Origin of the sequence: Aquimarina rubra (assembly GCF_042684305.1) — a bacterium.
GTDB lineage: Bacteria > Bacteroidota > Bacteroidia > Flavobacteriales > Flavobacteriaceae > Aquimarina > Aquimarina rubra.
This window is the reverse complement of record NZ_JBHULE010000008.1, coordinates 337,154-354,436: the sequence shown is the minus strand read 5'-3', so window position 1 is coordinate 354,436 and position 17,283 is coordinate 337,154. Positions and strand designations below refer to the sequence as shown.

Sequence of the window (17,283 nt, the reverse complement as noted above, 5' to 3'; positions counted from 1 at the left end):
CTATGAAAATTCCAATATACCAGATCGATGCATTTACGCAAAAACTCTTTGGAGGTAACCCAGCTGCTATTTGTCATTTAACTCATTGGTTGGATGATGAAACTTTATTAAATATAGCTATCGAAAATAATCTTGCTGAGACAGGCTATTTTGTAAAAAAAGATGACATCTATGAAATTAGATGGTTCATGCCCTATGCAGAAATTGATTTGTGTGGTCACGCTACTTTAGCTTCTGCCTATGTTATTTTTAATTTTATTGACACTGCAATTAGTGAAGTAACATTTTCTTCTAAAAGTGGTATCCTAAAAGCTAAAAAAGAGGATAACGGGTCTATTACATTAGATTTTCCTTCTCGACCTCCTCAACCTGTTGATATTCCGAAAGAAATATTTGAGGCTTTCCAATCCAAACCGTTAAAAGCTTTTGCAGGAAGAGATCTTATTATTACTGTTGGTTCTGAAGAAGAAGTATTAGCGGAAGAACCTAAGTTAGAACTTCTGAAAGGACTCCCCTATTTATGTACCATCATCACTACTGAAGGTAAAAATTCGGATTTTGTATCCAGAGTATTCGATGCAAATCCAAAAATTCCTTTGGAAGACCCTGTTACTGGGTCCGCTCACGCAGCTTTGATACCATTTTGGGCTGAAAAACTTGGTAAAACAGAACTTAAGGCACGACAATTGTCTAAAAGAGGTGGTGAAATAGATTGTCGATTAGAGGGCGATAGAGTTTTTCTGAGTGGATATTCTGTTCCTTATTTAGTTGGTGAAATAGAGATTTGAAAAAAATGAAACAATAAATAAAAGTATCAGAAATTATTATAAAAAAAGTTGATTTATTTTAGAACGTAATTTGCGTCCGTAATCCTCCTGTAACCATTCTCTATAATTTTTGGTACTCTTACTAATACAATAAGAATATCGACGAACTCTATATTCAATATCCTGATCTAATAATTTGCTAAGAATTCGTGCGTCGAAAACATCTTCACTATTTTCGACACACATCCTAGCGTGTTGTTCTATAGATTTTTCTAAAACACTTTTACTGCGCAAACCATATTTTTTAGTATTAGCATATTCCGTTTCGATATCAAAATCGATATCTATAGAATTGCTAAACTCCTTTCGGACTTCATCAGGCATTACATATTTAAATTTACGCTCTATTTCATCGTCACTTACCAGACTATCGTAATAAAAGTCAGGTAATCTGAAAATAGCTTGCCAATCAATTTCTCCATTCCAAAGTCCAAACCGTGCAGTATTATTTCCCATATCAATAATAGAAAATTCTGGCTTTTTAGGAAGTATTCTCGATCCTCTACCAATCATCTGAAAGTAGAGTGTTAGGGATTTTGTAGCCCGATTAAGAATCACGGTCTCTACTGTAGGTTCATCAAAACCTGTAGTTAATATGCTAACAGAAGATAGAATTGCATTGTCTGTATGTTTAAACCACTTTAGGATATCTGCTCTTTCTTGTTTGCTATTGGTGTTATCCAGGTGTCTTATGGGATAACCAGCCCTGTGGAAAACATCATACACCTGAATTGAAGTATTAATTCCATTATTAAAAATCAATGTTTTTTGCCCTTTAGCTCTTTCTTCATAAGCCTTTAAGAGCTTATCCTGCATCAAGGCGTTAGTATAAAGTTCTTCAGATGATTTTACTGTATAGTCACCATTCATTCCTATTTTAAGAGAACCAAGACCTACATCATAAGTATACGTTACAGGTTTAGCCAAGAATCCATTATTGATAAGAGACGATATCGTATCCCCAACGATCAACTCACGATAGTTATCCTTCATCGGGAGTTTCATATTAGAACTTAGCGGAGTCGCAGTAACTCCTAGTATAAAACAAGTATTAAAAAAACGAAAAAGTTTTCTAAATGAATTGTAATGTGCTTCATCAATAATCACCATTCCCACATTATCGATCTCTAGTTGGTCATCATTCAGACGATTATTAAGCGTCTCCACCATTGCCACGAAACACATGTACTGATCTTGATCTTCCAGTTTTTTTACGTTACTGTTAATGATCTTATTCTTTACATTAAACTCGGTAAGCATTTTGGACGTTTGATCACAAAGTTCAATACGATGTGTAAGTACCACTACTTTTTTCTTAGTGGTTTCTATATACCTTCTTACAATTTCAGAAAAAATCACAGTTTTACCTCCACCGGTTGGGAGTTGGTATAATAAATTGTAGTTATTCGGAAATTCTTGCAAACGCCCAAAAATCTTGTCTATATCTCTGGCCTGATAGTCATAAAGTACTTTTTGTTCTTTTTTTTCTATTTCAGAGGGTTCTACCCGCATTTGCTTTAAATTAAAAAATAAGCTACAAAATTAAGCACTTTATAAACTTATATACAAGAATTGGTAAGATATATTTGGTTTTATTTCAGTAATTGTCCTACATAATGTTAATTATTCATAATATTTCTTACAAATGCTTTTGTTATTTTAATTTTAATTAAAAAATTGACTTATTCATTAATGGCTAAGATTGATAAAGATCTGATACCTGTGCAGGCTCTGCTTGTGCCCAAACCAATTTTGTATCTCGGAAAAGTTTTAAACTGGATTTCACCTTTTTTAGCTTCTCGATTTGGTGCCCGTTTATTCTTAACCCCATTTAAATATAATAGACCTGAAAGGGAAAAAAATATGGCTTTAGATAGCCGTAAAGAAATTATTAGAATTGAAAAGATAAACAGAGAGGTGGTTGTTTATAACTACGGAAACTCTGATAAAAAGATCTTGTTGGCACATGGATGGTCCGGTAGTGGTACTCAACTTAGTAAGATTGCTGATCAATTATTGATTAAAGGTTATAGTACAATTAGTTTTGATGCTCCCGCACACGGTGAAGCTTCGGGAAAAAGAAGTAGCATGCTACATTTTATCGAGACTATTCATCAATTAGAAAAAACACACGGTCCGTTTAAAGCAGCAATTGGTCATTCTCTGGGTGGTATGTCATTATTAAGAGCTGCAAAGTTTGGTTTTGGTATTGAAAAACTTGTGATCATAGGAACAGCCAATAGCATCACAAAAATAACTCAAAACTTTGTCAAAAATTTACAATTAAGTCAGAAAACAGGTAGATTGATGAAACAATATTTTGATAAACGTTATGGAGAAGATCTTGACAACTACTCTGGCGGAATTTCTGCTGAAGGTGTTGACATTCCTACACTGGTTGTTCACGATAAAAATGACGTAGATGTGCATTATAGTGCAGCAAAAGAGATCCACGAAAAATTGAAAAATGGCACATTAATATTAACAGAAAAACTAGGTCATAGAAAGATTTTAGGAGACAAAGAAGTGATTGATACTATAGTAGATTTTATTTCAAAATAATGAACTTCGTTATCAATAACAGTATTTTACGACTACTTAAAAAACAATAATTTAATTTAAATACTAATGAAAAAAATCCTCATACTTTGCATTTGCATCTTAACGATTAGTTGTACAGGCAATGCCCAAAAAGAAGTAAAAAAAGAAAAGAAAGAGTACGCGGTTTCTAAGACGAATAAAGAATGGAAAGAAATTCTAACCAATGAACAGTACTACATTCTAAGACAAGCAGGTACCGAAAGACCATTCTCTAGCCCTTTAAATAAAGTCTATAAAGCAGGTACTTTTTATTGTGCAGGTTGTAAAACTCCTTTATATGAAAGTGAACACAAATTTGATAGTGGTACCGGATGGCCTAGTTTTGACCGAGCAGTAAAGGGAAACGTTTCTGTAGATACTGATTATAAGTTAGGATATGCTAGAACCGAGTTACTTTGTGCTACCTGTGGCGGACATTTAGGACACGTATTTGATGATGGGCCAAGAGAAACTACCGGAAAAAGACATTGTATCAACGGTGATGCATTAATTTTTGAATCAAAAGAAACTAAATAATGAGTAAATATCCTTTTAATAAAACAGAAGAAGAGTGGAAAAAAGAACTCTCCGAGGAGCAGTATAGAATTTTAAGACAAAAAGGAACCGAACGTCCATTTACAGGTGAATATAATATCCATTCTGAAAATGGCACCTATAAATGCATGGCCTGTCACGTACCGTTATTCGAAAGCACGTCTAAATTTGATTCCGGTTGTGGATGGCCTAGTTTTGATCAATCCATCGAAGGAAGTGTCGAATATATAAAAGACACATCACACGGAATGATAAGAACAGAAATTTTATGCTCCAATTGCGGTAGCCATTTAGGACATATTTTTAACGATGGACCTACAGAAACAGGTCAACGTTATTGTGTAAATTCGGTAAGTATAGATTTTGATAAAACATAAAAACATATTGTTTTAAAAACTTTGGAACACTTATTGATAATTAATTTAAATATCAAAACAACAAATAATTACACATTATGAAAAAGATTTTCACACTCTTATTTTTATCAACTATTTTATTTACTTCTTGCGAAGGGGATCAAGGACTTCCAGGTCCACAAGGCCCTCCGGGACTAGACGGTGAAATTGGCAAAACATTTGAATTTACTACAAGTTTTAATCAAGCAAATGATTTTGCTGATCGCTTTTTCTTCAATGAAAATATTTTCGATTCTGATGTAGTATTGGTTTATAGGTTAGAAGCAGTGGACAATGGATTAGATGTATGGGAACCATTACCAACAGGATCAATTTTCTTTTTCAATGATACAACAGGTGCAATCGAAGGATTTCTTTACTATCGATTTAATTTTACCGTTGGTGATGTAGACATTATCTTAGAAAGTGATGCTCCAGAACTTGCAGGACCTGAATTTACAGATAATCAAACATTTAGAATTGTTGCAATTCCATCAGAATTTGCAGAAAGTACAGATATCAACCTATTGAATTTTAATGAAGTTCAGTCTGCTTTAAATTTAGAATTCTAAAAGCCTATATAATTTAATAATACTAGATTTTATTCTAAAAAGATCAAGAGATATTTAAAAAAATTAACACTATCATTATGGTAGTGTTTTTTTATTAATGTTTTTGGCTCATAATTATGAAAATGGAAACTACAATTCCCTTTTTGATTAACCGAATTATCCGTAAATTCGTGTCTTCAAAAAATTCACATTTATGAGCGCATATGATATTATCGTATTAGGAAGTGGACCTGGTGGTTATGTTACCGCCATTAGAGCTTCTCAATTGGGGTTTAAAACTGCTATTATTGAAAAAGAAAGCCTTGGAGGTGTTTGTTTAAATTGGGGGTGTATCCCTACAAAAGCATTATTAAAAAGTGCACAGGTATTTGATTACCTAAAACATGCTTCTGATTATGGCTTAACCATTGAAAAATTCGATAAAGATTTTGATGCGGTAGTAAAACGAAGTCGTGGCGTTGCAGAAGGAATGAGCAAAGGTGTGCAATTCCTTATGAAGAAGAATAAAATTGACGTAATTGAAGGTTTTGGTAAGTTAAAAGCCAGCAATAAGGTTACCGTTACTGACAAAGACGGGAATGCATCTGATTATGAAGCTAAACATATCATTGTTGCTACAGGAGCCAGATCAAGAGAGTTACCAAACTTACCACAAGACGGCAAAAAAGTAATTGGATATAGAGAAGCGATGACTTTAGATTCTCAGCCTAAGAAAATGATTGTTGTAGGCTCTGGAGCTATCGGTGTAGAATTCGCTCATTTTTATAATGCAATGGGAACAGAGGTTACCATTGTAGAATTCTTACCTAATCTAGTGCCATTAGAAGATGAAGAAGTATCAAAACAATTCGAAAGAAGCTTTAAAAAGGCAGGAATTAAGGTAATGACTAATTCTTCTGTAGAAAGTGTGGATACTAGTGGAGATGGAGTGAAAGCTACTGTAAAAACTAAAAAAGGAGAAGAAATCCTTGAAGCCGATATCGTTTTATCTGCAGTAGGTATCAAAACCAATATAGAAAATATTGGACTGGAGGAATTGGGTATCGCCACAGATAGAGATAAAATCGTAGTAAACGATTGGTATCAAACTAACATTCCTGGAATTTATGCAATTGGTGATGTAGTATCAGGACCGGCATTAGCTCACGTAGCATCAGCAGAAGGTATTACTTGTGTAGAAAAAATAGCCGGTATGCACGTAGAAGCTATTGACTATGGCAATATTCCTGGATGTACATACGCTTCTCCTGAAATTGCAAGTGTCGGTATGACAGAAAAGCAAGCCAAAGAAGCTGGTTATGAAATTAAAGTAGGTAAATTTCCTTTCTCTGCATCAGGTAAAGCAAGTGCAGCTGGAACCAAAGACGGTTTTGTAAAAGTGATTTTTGATGCTAAATACGGAGAATGGCTAGGATGTCATATGATAGGAGCTGGTGTTACAGATATGATCGCAGAAGCTGTATTAGGTAGAAAATTAGAAACTACAGGTCACGAAGTATTAAAAGCTATACATCCACACCCAACTATGAGTGAAGCGGTAATGGAAGCTGTAGCAGATGCTTATGATGAAGTGATTCATTTATAAAACATATAAAGTATCACATAAAAAAACACCTTACTTTTTCTAGTAAGGTGTTTTTTATGAGGTATTATTCAGGTATCAAATCACAATACCAAAATGAGGAATCCCAATTCCTATCTTCATCCGCAAAGCAATTATCAGTATCATCATCCGATAACGTATAACTTCGAAGTACCTTCTCACCTATTCCAAAATTAATTGGTTTGTTAAATATTGGTCCATCAAAAACAAAGGTGTGAAATTCTCCATTTTCTCCACAGGGATCTACATTGTTTGGTAATTCTTTCAGAAAGCCATGATCTATAACTCTCCCACAGAAAGATTTGTCAAGATACTTAGCATTTACACAAACCGTAATTGCCTTAAAACCTAACGATATAAACTCTTCAAGTAATTCCTTTGTATTCCTTTTCCACAATGGAAATACACCTTGAATTCCGATTTTCCTTAATTGTTCCTCTCTATAACTTCGTAAATCTTGCAGAAAAATATCTCCAAAAACACTATGTGTAAAACCTTCATCCTTTAATTGAGAAACAGCCTTATGCATTTTCTGATCATACAATTCCATAGAAACGTCTTTAGGAAGGCTTACTTTTTGCAAAGGTAAATTAAGACTCTCAATTTGTTTGTTTAGAAGCTCTTCCCTGAGTCCGTGCATAGTAACACGATTATAGTCAGCATTAACGGTAGTGAATAATTTAGTGACCTTAAATTCTTTCTGTTCAGAAATTAAGTAAAGCGCCATAGCAGAATCCTTACCACTACTCCAGTTAAAATAAGCCTTATGCATTTATAGAAAACTTTGAATCGCTAATACATAACTCTGCAAACCGAACCCTAGAATAACACCTTTAGCATTTGGAGAAATATAGGATTGATGCCTAAATTCTTCTCTGCTAAATGTATTTGAAATATGTACTTCTACAACAGGCACAGAAACGGCTTTAATCGCATCTCCAATTCCGATAGAAGTATGTGTATATGCCCCGGCATTTAAAATAACACCATCATAAATATCATCTGCCTCCTGAATTTTGGTAATCAACTCGCCTTCTATATTAGATTGAAAATACCCTAATTCAACATCTCTAAATTTCATCTGTAGTTCTGAAAAAAAATCTTCAAAAGATTGATTCCCATACACTCCGGGTTCTCGTTTACCTAAAAGATTAAGGTTGGGGCCGTTTATTATTAAAAGCTTCATATTTATTGCTCTCGTATGATTCTTCGATTATTTTTGGTTTTAAACAAATATCCTATTGATAATTGTGCAATTGAATTCCTGTTGGTTACATCAATAATTCCTGTGTCATTAATATTTGTAAGTCCTAAATTATATCGTAACTGAAAAAACAAACCACTTTCTAACTTATAACCAGCACCAAATGCCCAGCTAACATCAAGATCATTAAAAGCATCAAAGAAAGGATCATTATCGGGTACATCGTCATTTCCGACCGAAGTCAATAACGAAAACTGTGGGCCTGTTTCTAGACTTATAGTCTCGGTCAGGTATATTTTTGTCACAATTGGTAATGAAAAATAATTTAAACTGATTTTCTGTTCCTGATCACCAACATTTATCTTATATCCCTGAGCAGAATATAACAATTCGCCCTGTATAAAAAACTTACTGGAAATAGGATATTCTATAACGGCTCCCAGATGTATGCGTACTCTAGCATCTGTACCATCCGCATCACCTAAAATACTGCTGTAATTAATACCTCCTTTAAATCCTGCTCTTGCATACAACGGATCTTCATCATCTATCTTCTGCGCATTACCAGAAATAAAACAGAAGATCACTAGTAGTAGTATAAAATTATTTCTCTTCATATTTATAAAAATAAGTTGATACCCAAATGTAGTTTTATTTTTTATAACAAGGTGCACAAGGAAATAAAAAACCTCTGCTTTATAACAGTATAAAAATGTTTTGGAAAAAAGTCTATATATTCTCTCTTTCCTAAATGAAAAAGACTACACATGAAGAACATATTTTATTGATTGATTATTAGTGTGTTATAAAATTTCCCTAAAATTTAATTTAAATTTTCTCAAAAATATAGTAACAAAACTTCTATTTCTGTAACTAATGGGTGTAATAATTAATAAACAAACATCATGAAAAAAATTCTTTTAACTGCAGTTGCAGTATTTACATTGGCATTTGTTAATGCCCAAGATAGCGGATTCGCTAAAGGTGATATTTTTGTATCTGGATCTTTTGGATATGATTCACAATCAACAGGAGATATTAAAAATAATTCATTCGAATTTACTCCTAGAGTAGGATTCTTTGTTTCCGATAATATTGCTGTAGGTGCAAGATTGGGTTATCAAACAAGTAAACAAGAAGCTCCTTTTACAGAAGATTTTAAAACAAATACTATTAATGCAGGGGCTTTCGGAAGGTATTACTTCACTCCTTCTAACAAGTTTTCTGTTTTTGGTGAATTTGGTTTAGAATACGCAAGTTCTAAGCAAGAACAAGGTGCCAACGAACTTAAAGTAAATGGTTTTGGACTTAACGTAGGTCCTGGTATAAGTTATTTCTTAAGTGATCATTTTGCTTTGGAGGCATTCTGGGGTGCTTTAGGGTATGCTACAGCTAAACCGGATGTTGATGGTGCTGAATCAACCGATGCTTTTACTTTTGGAGTAAACCTTGATGATATCAATCTTGGATTGGTATATAAATTCTAAGATCAGTATTTAATAATAACAAAAGAACCCATCATAAACATTTTTATGATGGGTTCTTACTTACAAACAAAATGTCACTCACTTTTAAAACTTATATCCTACCGAAAATTGTATTACAGAATTCCTAACGCTTGAATCATCTACCGCTTCATCATCATCATTAATATTAGTCAAACCTAAATTATAGCGACCTTCAAAAAAGATACCAGCTTCCAATTGGTATCCTAAACCAAAGTTTAGACCTAAATCTATTGAGGAAACAAAATCTTTAATATCCTCTTCATATTCTCCATCGATCGAATCTTCTCCTTCCTCTTTTGCCGATAATAGAATTCCTAATTGTGGTCCCGCCTGAATGCTTAATCCCTCTACAACATAAAACTTAGCCATAACAGGAATATTTAAGTAATCTAACTTAATCGTTGATTCATCAGTAAGTCCAAAATCACTAAATTCAAATTTAGCTCCTTGAGCAGAGTACATTAATTCTGGCTGCAGTGCAAACTTATCTGAAAGTGGAATTTCAACAAGCGCTCCAATATGAAAGCTAGTTCGCATATCAAGATTTTCAGTTCCATCCCCTGTAATGTTTGCTAAATTTAATCCTGCTTTAGCACCAAATCGTATTGATTCTTCCTGAGCATTCATAACTGTAATTAGCCCTAAGAAAAGTACTACTAATAACTTCTTTACCATGTTTTGTTTTTTTATTAATATTTAGTTCATTGATCCAGCCTATTAAAAGCCTTATTCAATGCATCAAAACTAGGAGAAGATTTTTTTAAACAAACAGAACTGTTCTCGTTAGGTATAATAATGTGGATGAATAGTTAAATCCTAGTGATGAATGAAAAACTGAAAACTCTTATTTGCATAATTGGGTATAAAAAAAGCACCTTATTAGAAGGTGCTTCTTATAAAAAATATAAATTATTTTCTTAGAATTTATATCCTACTGAAAATTGAATAGTTGAGTTTCTTTGACTAAAGTCATCAGAAGTGTTTTCATCATTAATATCAGTCAACCCTAAATTATAACGTCCTTCAAAGAAGATACCTGCTTCTAACTGGTAACCTACACCAAAATTTAAACCTAAGTCTATAGAAGAAATAAACTCTTTGATATCATCGTCATACTCACCACCAATAGAATCTTCTCCCTTATCTTTTGCAGATAATAAAACACCTAACTGTGGTCCAGCCTGAATACTAAATCCTTCTACAGGGTAGAACTTAGCCATTACAGGAATGTTTAAGTAATCTAACTTGATAGTTGATTCATCAGTAAATCCTGGCTCGCTAAACTCATACTTAGCACCTTGTGCTGAATACATTAATTCTGGTTGTAAAGCAAACTTATCTGAAAGTGGAATTTCAACTAATGCACCAACGTGAAAACTTGTTCTCATACTAAGCTCATCAGTAAAATCTCCTGTAATACTAGATAAGTTAAGACCTGCTTTAGCACCAAATCTAATTTTTTCTTCTTGGGCAGTAGCACTTACAGTAACTGCTCCAAATAATACTACAAATAATAGTTTTTTAATCATTGTTTGTTTTTTTAGTTTTTTTCAAATAATCCCGACAAAAGTACTATTTTTATCGATATAACAAACAAAAATCTAATAAAATCAAAAACATACACTAGTATTTGATTTCATAAAATTGTATAATTAATTCATTTTAAAAAGGTTACAAATTCTCTAAAATATAAATTACATTACATCCATTCTTTTAATATATTAGAGCAATGAAATGGAATCATGCTATAAAAGATTATGAACATTATCTACGAATCGAAAGAGGACTTTCTGATAATTCGATCATTAATTATAGTTTGGATATCCAAAGATTAATAAAGTTTCTCGAGGAAAATGATATGAATACTTCTCCGCTTTCTATAGAAAAAAATACGTTACAACAGTTTATTTATGCTACTGCAAAACTAGTGAACGCCAGGTCTCAGGCCCGTATCATTTCTGGGTTAAAAAGCTTTTTTAATTATTTGATTTTTGAAGATTACAGAGAAACTAATCCGATGGAATTAATTGAAGCTCCCAGAATTGGAAGGAAATTGCCTGATACCCTTTCTATTGAAGAAATAGATACTATTATTACTCAAATAGATTTAAGTAAACCTGAAGGTGAGCGAAATAAAGCAATTATCGAAACGCTTTATGGTTGTGGATTGAGGGTTAGTGAATTAATTAATTTGAAGCTCTCTGACCTTTTCTTTGAAGAGGGTTTCATTAGTGTAACAGGAAAAGGAGATAAACAACGATTTGTTCCCATAGGCGAAGTAACACAGAAGTTTATTATCATCTATAGAGATGAAATAAGAAATCATCTTAACATCCAAAAAGGACACGAAGACACCTTGTTTTTAAATCGCAGGGGAAAGCAGCTTACCAGAGCTATGATTTTTACGATAGTAAAACGACTTGTAGAGAAAGCAGGAATTCATAAAAATATAAGTCCACATACCTTTAGGCATTCTTTTGCAACACATTTATTAGAAAACGGAGCTGATCTTAGAGCCATACAATTAATGTTAGGGCACGAAAGCATCACTACTACAGAAATATATATGCATATTGATCGAAGTCATCTGAGTGAAGTTATTAACACCTTTCATCCCAGAAGGTAATTTTAATAAACAAAAAAATCCCGAAAGTTCTCGGGATTTTGATCAAATATTCGTTTGGTTTATCTTAAAACTCTACCAAAAGGGGCATTGTTAGTCGCAGATATATTGTTAATAGCAGGAGCCACATTCTGACCTGCAATTCCACTTAATGGTTTTACAAAAAACGGTGTTGCCTGATCATAATCAGGGAATGGCTCTATTGAAATAACAACTGTTTTTCCACGAACATCACCATCAGTAGGAAAAGTAAGTCCCTGAGGAGCGCTATTTAAAAAATCTTCACCAGGATAATTTGGAGAAGGACCATTACCACTGTAAGGAGACGCATCATCAAAATTATCAACATCACTAAATGTTCCGGTTGTCACTGGAATATTATTAAAAATAACCCACCCTTCGTATTTCCAACCATCTGCAAGTGTTGGTAGATTTAAACCTGCTACTGTTTGCACTCCACTTGGATCTTCAAACCAAATACCAAACTCATCATTATCCGCTACAACATCCGTTGGAGTGGCCATAATAAATCTTCCGGAAACCGCAGAAAAATCTCCAACCACAGTATTTACACTAACCTGTGCAACATTACCACTAAACGTTCCGCTTAATAATTTTGTTTTAGAAGGATCAGGATCTGAATCATTTGGCGGTTCAACTGATAAAATAAACTCGGTTGCATTTTCTAAATTAGAGGTTATTACAGGAAACGTTAATGAGTTTGCAGCACTATTAAACTTTCCAGTGGAAATAGCTTCTCCATCAACTACAATCCACCCTTCATAAGTGGCCCCATTAGTTAACACTTCTAAACCAACCAATTCTAAAGTTAAGTTAGAAACCGGTGGTCCATCATCACTAGAACAGGAAACGCCTAATAATCCCAAGGCAATTGCAGCGATTGCCATCATCTTTTTTGTCATCATTTTTTGCTTTTTAATTAATGAAATAAAATTATACAAATCATCAGTAACCATAACTACAAAAAGCAAACAAAATTGTACGCGAAAACCACTATTTTTTTAAGTATAATCAGGCTTGAGGATTCATTTGTTCTGGTTTTTTAAACAACTCAATATATGATTTCCCAATATAAGAAACTATATCACCTGCCAGTAAACCCTGATATCCAGTTTCTTGAATTGCCAGATCACCAGAACTACCATGTAAATACACTCCAAAAATAGAAGCATGCAATGGATCATACCCTTGAGAAATTAATCCTGTAATAATACCTGTTAAGACATCACCACTTCCTGCGGTAGCCATTCCCGGGTTTCCGGTAGTATTCACATAGATATTATCATCATAAATAATTAAAGTATTTGCACCTTTGATTACCACAACACAATCGTATTTCTTAGAAAATTCTTTGGTCTTGTTAATTTTATCAAAATCATCTTTCCAATCACCAATTAAACGTTTTAATTCCCCAGGATGTGGAGTCAACACTGCTCTTTCAGGTAAATATTCTAAAAACCTTGATTCTTTAGCTAATATATTAATACCATCTGCATCAATAACTAGCTTGCTTTTGTTTTGCTTTAAAAATTTACCAAAGGCATCCACTGTTTTTTCGTGTGTACCAAGCCCAATTCCTATTCCGATAACTGAAGGATCAAAATCAATCACCACATTAGAGATATAATCATCTTCTTCATCCGTTACTACCATGGCCTCTGGAACAGAGGTCTGTAAAATTTCATACCCGCATTCAGGTATATATGCTGTTGCCAGACCTGCACCTATTCGTAATGCAGATTTTGTCGCCAATACTACACTCCCTATTTTTCCATAACTACCTCCTATTAGTAAACAATGTCCATAATCTCCCTTATGTGCATATTTGTATCTTGGCTTATAAAGCGACAATACTTCATTCTTACCTATTAATTCGGCCTGACCAGGAGTTTGAGCAATAAAATCTCTGTTCAAACCTATGTCAATAACTTCAAGATCCTGAGAATACTGACCTGTTTCCGGTAGAAAAAATATCAATTTTGGCAACTGAAAAGTAACCGTTGTCGAAGCATAAATAACGCCTTCCGGATCATCTGGAGCCTTATCTGCATATAATCCTGAAGGTACATCTATAGATAAGGTAAAACACCTGGAGGCATTGATATGTTTAATCAAGTTAATTATCCAAGGTAATAAAGGTCTATTTAATCCAATCCCAAAAATAGCATCAATTGCCATATCCTGTTGCTGAATATCGGGTAGGTCCTCTTCGGATTTTAACTGTATGGGCCACTCTGCACCTAATGATTTTAATCGATCATAATTCGCTAAAAAATCTTCAGATCGGTTATCACTAAAATTAACAATATATGTTTTAACGTGATATCCATGTTCCACTAACAATCGCGAAATTACCAAACCATCTCCTCCATTATTTCCTATACCACAAAATACATGAATCGGAATGGGAGCTCCCTGTAATCGTTGATGTAAAACATTGAATATCTGAGTAGCAGCCCTTTCCATCAACTCTAAAGAAGTAATCTTTTGAGATTGAATAGTAACTTCGTCTGCTTTTCGCATTTGATCAGCGGAAAATATCTTCACAAGTATAAATTTTAGTAATTAAGTCATCATATAATTTTAAAACACAATAATCTTTTTAATTTACTTTTTTTAAGAATGCTTTAACGAATTCATCTATAAATTAAAGGATCAATAAAAGTTTATGATTACCAACGTTTTTATTTTGTCCAAAAGTAAAAAATTATACATTTGAACTTAAATATAAATCAAACTAATGTTTAGTACGGTTTCAATCTCGGTTTTACTTTTCGCGTTAGGAACAACAGCGGCTTTCGCTTACACTTCATTTACACGTACTACAACTACAATTATTACCCTTAGGGGTTAATCATTTATATATCACAGAAATTAAGTAAGTAGTTTGTTTTACGTAAAGAAATTACCGAAAAGCCTTATCAATTACATTATTTTAAAAAATACATTATGAACGTTCTAAAATTTGGAGGTTCTTCAGTTGCAAATGCAACGACCATAGAAAAAGTAATAGAAATCATCGAAAAGCAATCCAGAAACAAATCACTGTATGTAGTTGTTTCTGCTCTTGGTGGAGTTACGGATCTTCTAATACAAGCCGGAAAGGAAGCTTCATCTAATAACGATACATATAAAAGCACCCTTATTACTATAGAAAACAGACATCTGGAGGCTATCAAAGAGTTAATTCCGGTGGTTTCACAAAGTTCTATAATCAGCAAAGTAAAATCAGAGCTAAACAAACTAGAATCTTTATGCGAAGGAGTATACCTTTTAAGTGAATTATCACCTAAAACCGAATCTGTTATTGCTAGTTTTGGTGAAATGTTATCATCATTTATAATTGCCGAAGCAGCAAAAGTAAAAGGATTAGATATCGTTCTTAAAGATTCCAGGGATTATATTATCACGACCGACGCTACAAAAGTTACCATAGATTACGAAGAGACTAATTTTAGAATAAAGCGCTACGCTCAGGATAACAACCATCAAGTTAGTTTGTTTCCTGGGTTTATTGCCAAAACATCAGATGGAGAGCCAACGACGTTAGGAAGAGGTGGTTCGGATTTCACAGCAGCAATTTTAGCGTCTGCAGTTCAGGCAGATAAACTTCAGATTTGGACGGACGTTAGCGGAATGTATACTGCTAATCCTAAATTAGTGAAACAAGCCAAACCTGTCACTCATATATCGTATCAGGAAGCTATGGAATTATCTCATTTTGGAGCAAAAGTGATCTATCCTCCTACCATTCATCCAGTTTTAGATAAAAATATCCCGATTGTAATCAAAAACACCTTCCAGCCAGAAGATGAAGGAACATTGATCACAAGAGAAGTTGCCAATAGACCAAAACCGGTTACAGGAATTAGTCATATAGATAATATCTCTGTCATATCTCTAGAAGGTAGTGGAATGGTTGGAATACCCGGATTTTCTAAACGCTTATTCGAGGCTTTATTTTTAGCGAACATCAATGTAATTCTAATTACGCAAGCTTCTTCTGAGCATTCTATTTGTTTGGCTGTAGATGAACAAGACGCTGAAAAGGCGAAGTTGGTTCTGGATACAGCCTTCGAATTCGAAATCACAAAACATAAAGTAGATCCTGTAAAAATTGAAAATAACGCTGCCATTGTTGCATTAGTTGGTGACAATATGTACCACCACCAAGGATTAAGTGGTAAAATGTTTAGTACCCTAGGTAAAAATAATGTGAATATCCGAGCGATAGCTCAAGGAGCATCAGAAAAAAACATATCTGTGGTTATCGGAAAAAAGGATATCAAAAAAGCATTAAATATTTTACACGAACGCTTTTTTGAAGTAAAAACAAAACAATTGAACCTATTCGTAACCGGTGTTGGAAATGTAGGTAGTAAATTGCTCTCCCAGTTAGAACAGCAAAAAAGCTATTTAAAGGATAAACTACGACTTAAAATACGTGTAGTTGGAATTTCAAACTCCAGAACGATGACCTTCGATGAACAAGGAATCAAATTAGACTCCTGGGAAGAAGCATTAGCAACTGGAGAAAAAGCAAATTCTGAAAAGTTTTTTATCACTGCTAAGGAAATGAATATTCGTAACTCTATTTTTGTAGATAACACGGCTAATCCTGACATTGCCAAGGTATATAAACATTATTTAGCAGAAAGCATGGCCGTTGTAACGTGTAATAAGATTGCGTGTGCTGATGAATATGCTAACTATTCAGAACTTCAAGAACTTTCTCGTAAATTCAGTGCTTCTTTTCTTTACGAAACTAACGTTGGAGCTGGTCTACCTATTATTGACACTCTAAACAATTTAATAGCTTCTGGAGATAATGTTCATAAAATTCAGGCGGTATTATCCGGTAGTCTTAATTTTGTATTTAATAATTACAAAGAGGGAGTTAATTTTTATGATGTAGTAAAGCAGGCACAGGAAGAAGGATATACAGAACCTGATCCTAAAATTGATCTTAGTGGTGTAGATGTGGCTAGAAAAATATTGATTTTAGCTCGTGAAAGTGGTAATATTATGGAGCTAGAGGATATAGAAAAAGAAGCGTTTTTACCAGAAGAAAGCCTTGAAACCAATAGTGTTGACGCCTTTTTCGAATCACTAAAGGCTAACGAATCGCATTTTAAGCAAATCCTAGATGAAGCTAACAAAAAAGAGTGTCGTTTAAAATATGTGGCACAATATGAAGATGGAAAAGCAAAGGTTGGATTACAACATATTCCTGCTGATCATCCTTTTTATAATTTAGAAGGAAGTGATAATATTGTTCTTTTTTATACCGATCGATACCCGCAACAACCGCTTATTGTAAAAGGTGCTGGCGCTGGTGCAGATGTTACAGCTTCAGGTATTTTTGCAGATATTATTAGAATTGGTAAAAAGTAAA

Annotated in this window: 17 protein-coding genes; 9 read left to right on the top strand and 8 right to left on the bottom strand. The window is 33.7% G+C overall.

Annotation, left to right across the window (positions count from 1 at the left end; translation table 11 throughout):
• Window positions 1-2 precede the first annotated feature (2 nt).
• Window positions 3-788: a PhzF family phenazine biosynthesis protein gene (locus tag ACFSR1_RS05835; protein ID WP_378290554.1), complete on the top strand. Its 786-nt coding sequence runs from the start codon at window positions 3-5 to the stop codon at window positions 786-788.
• Window positions 789-824: 36 nt separating this feature from the next.
• On the opposite strand, the gene ACFSR1_RS05830 is transcribed toward ACFSR1_RS05835, so the two are convergent.
• Window positions 825-2,339: a DEAD/DEAH box helicase gene (locus ACFSR1_RS05830; RefSeq protein ID WP_378290552.1), complete on the bottom strand. Its 1,515-nt coding sequence runs from the start codon at window positions 2,337-2,339 to the stop codon at window positions 825-827.
• 180 nt (window positions 2,340-2,519) lie between these two features.
• On the opposite strand from ACFSR1_RS05830, the gene ACFSR1_RS05825 reads away from it, so the two are divergent.
• The 5 genes from ACFSR1_RS05825 to lpdA all read left to right on the top strand — a co-directional run bounded on the left by ACFSR1_RS05825 (window position 2,520) and on the right by lpdA (window position 6,514).
• Window positions 2,520-3,389, top strand: coding sequence for an alpha/beta hydrolase (locus ACFSR1_RS05825; protein WP_378290550.1), 870 nt, complete (start codon window positions 2,520-2,522; stop codon window positions 3,387-3,389).
• 66 nt (window positions 3,390-3,455) lie between these two features.
• Window positions 3,456-3,944, top strand: a complete 489-nt coding sequence (gene msrB / locus ACFSR1_RS05820; protein WP_378290548.1) for a peptide-methionine (R)-S-oxide reductase MsrB — start codon at window positions 3,456-3,458, stop codon at window positions 3,942-3,944.
• Window positions 3,944-4,339, top strand: coding sequence for a peptide-methionine (R)-S-oxide reductase MsrB (gene msrB / locus ACFSR1_RS05815; RefSeq protein ID WP_378290546.1), 396 nt, complete (start codon window positions 3,944-3,946; stop codon window positions 4,337-4,339). The genes msrB (ACFSR1_RS05820) and msrB (ACFSR1_RS05815) overlap by 1 nt, the downstream gene beginning before the upstream one ends.
• Window positions 4,340-4,416: 77 nt before the next feature.
• A complete protein-coding gene (locus ACFSR1_RS05810; RefSeq protein ID WP_378290544.1) occupies window positions 4,417-4,929 on the top strand; it encodes a hypothetical protein in 513 nt (170 codons plus the stop codon).
• Between the two features lie 193 nt (window positions 4,930-5,122).
• Window positions 5,123-6,514, top strand: a complete 1,392-nt coding sequence (gene lpdA / locus ACFSR1_RS05805) for a dihydrolipoyl dehydrogenase (protein WP_378290543.1) — start codon at window positions 5,123-5,125, stop codon at window positions 6,512-6,514.
• 64 nt (window positions 6,515-6,578) lie between these two features.
• Here the strand turns inward: lpdA and ACFSR1_RS05800 are convergent, their stop codons facing one another.
• From ACFSR1_RS05800 to ACFSR1_RS05790, 3 genes are read right to left on the bottom strand one after another with little or no spacing between them, the layout of a single operon-like run.
• Window positions 6,579-7,304 (bottom strand): Dph6-related ATP pyrophosphatase, encoded by a 726-nt coding sequence (locus ACFSR1_RS05800; RefSeq protein WP_378290541.1) that lies wholly within the window; start codon window positions 7,302-7,304, stop codon window positions 6,579-6,581.
• Window positions 7,305-7,718, bottom strand: a complete 414-nt coding sequence (gene aroQ, locus ACFSR1_RS05795) for a type II 3-dehydroquinate dehydratase (RefSeq protein WP_378290539.1) — start codon at window positions 7,716-7,718, stop codon at window positions 7,305-7,307.
• A 2-nt stretch (window positions 7,719-7,720) separates the two neighbouring features.
• Entirely contained in the window at window positions 7,721-8,353 is a 633-nt protein-coding gene (locus tag ACFSR1_RS05790; protein ID WP_378290537.1) for a porin family protein, read from the bottom strand.
• A gap of 288 nt (window positions 8,354-8,641) precedes the next feature.
• Between ACFSR1_RS05790 and ACFSR1_RS05785 the strand changes: the two genes are divergently transcribed.
• Window positions 8,642-9,223, top strand: a complete 582-nt coding sequence (locus ACFSR1_RS05785; protein ID WP_378290535.1) for a porin family protein — start codon at window positions 8,642-8,644, stop codon at window positions 9,221-9,223.
• An 84-nt stretch (window positions 9,224-9,307) separates the two neighbouring features.
• Here ACFSR1_RS05785 and ACFSR1_RS05780 read toward each other — a convergent pair whose 3' ends face one another.
• Both ACFSR1_RS05780 and ACFSR1_RS05775 read right to left on the bottom strand, forming a co-directional pair.
• Window positions 9,308-9,919 carry a porin family protein gene (locus tag ACFSR1_RS05780; RefSeq protein WP_378290533.1) on the bottom strand — a complete coding sequence of 204 codons (612 nt, stop codon included), beginning with the start codon at window positions 9,917-9,919 and terminating at the stop codon, window positions 9,308-9,310.
• 242 nt (window positions 9,920-10,161) lie between these two features.
• On the bottom strand, window positions 10,162-10,773 hold the full coding sequence (locus ACFSR1_RS05775) for a porin family protein (protein WP_378290530.1): 612 nt from the start codon (window positions 10,771-10,773) through the stop codon (window positions 10,162-10,164).
• A gap of 200 nt (window positions 10,774-10,973) precedes the next feature.
• On the opposite strand from ACFSR1_RS05775, the gene xerD reads away from it, so the two are divergent.
• Entirely contained in the window at window positions 10,974-11,870 is an 897-nt protein-coding gene (gene xerD / locus ACFSR1_RS05770) for a site-specific tyrosine recombinase XerD (protein WP_378290528.1), read from the top strand.
• Window positions 11,871-11,929: 59 nt separating this feature from the next.
• On the opposite strand, the gene ACFSR1_RS05765 is transcribed toward xerD, so the two are convergent.
• Together ACFSR1_RS05765 and ACFSR1_RS05760 are read right to left on the bottom strand one after the other, a co-directional pair.
• Window positions 11,930-12,793, bottom strand: coding sequence for an anti-sigma factor (locus ACFSR1_RS05765; RefSeq protein WP_378290526.1), 864 nt, complete (start codon window positions 12,791-12,793; stop codon window positions 11,930-11,932).
• A gap of 106 nt (window positions 12,794-12,899) precedes the next feature.
• A complete protein-coding gene (locus ACFSR1_RS05760; RefSeq protein ID WP_378290524.1) occupies window positions 12,900-14,435 on the bottom strand; it encodes an NAD(P)H-hydrate dehydratase in 1,536 nt (511 codons plus the stop codon).
• Between the two features lie 402 nt (window positions 14,436-14,837).
• Here ACFSR1_RS05760 and thrA point away from each other — a divergent pair, with 402 nt between their 5' ends.
• Window positions 14,838-17,282 (top strand): bifunctional aspartate kinase/homoserine dehydrogenase I, encoded by a 2,445-nt coding sequence (gene thrA, locus ACFSR1_RS05755; RefSeq protein WP_378290522.1) that lies wholly within the window; start codon window positions 14,838-14,840, stop codon window positions 17,280-17,282.
• Window position 17,283 lies beyond the last annotated feature (1 nt).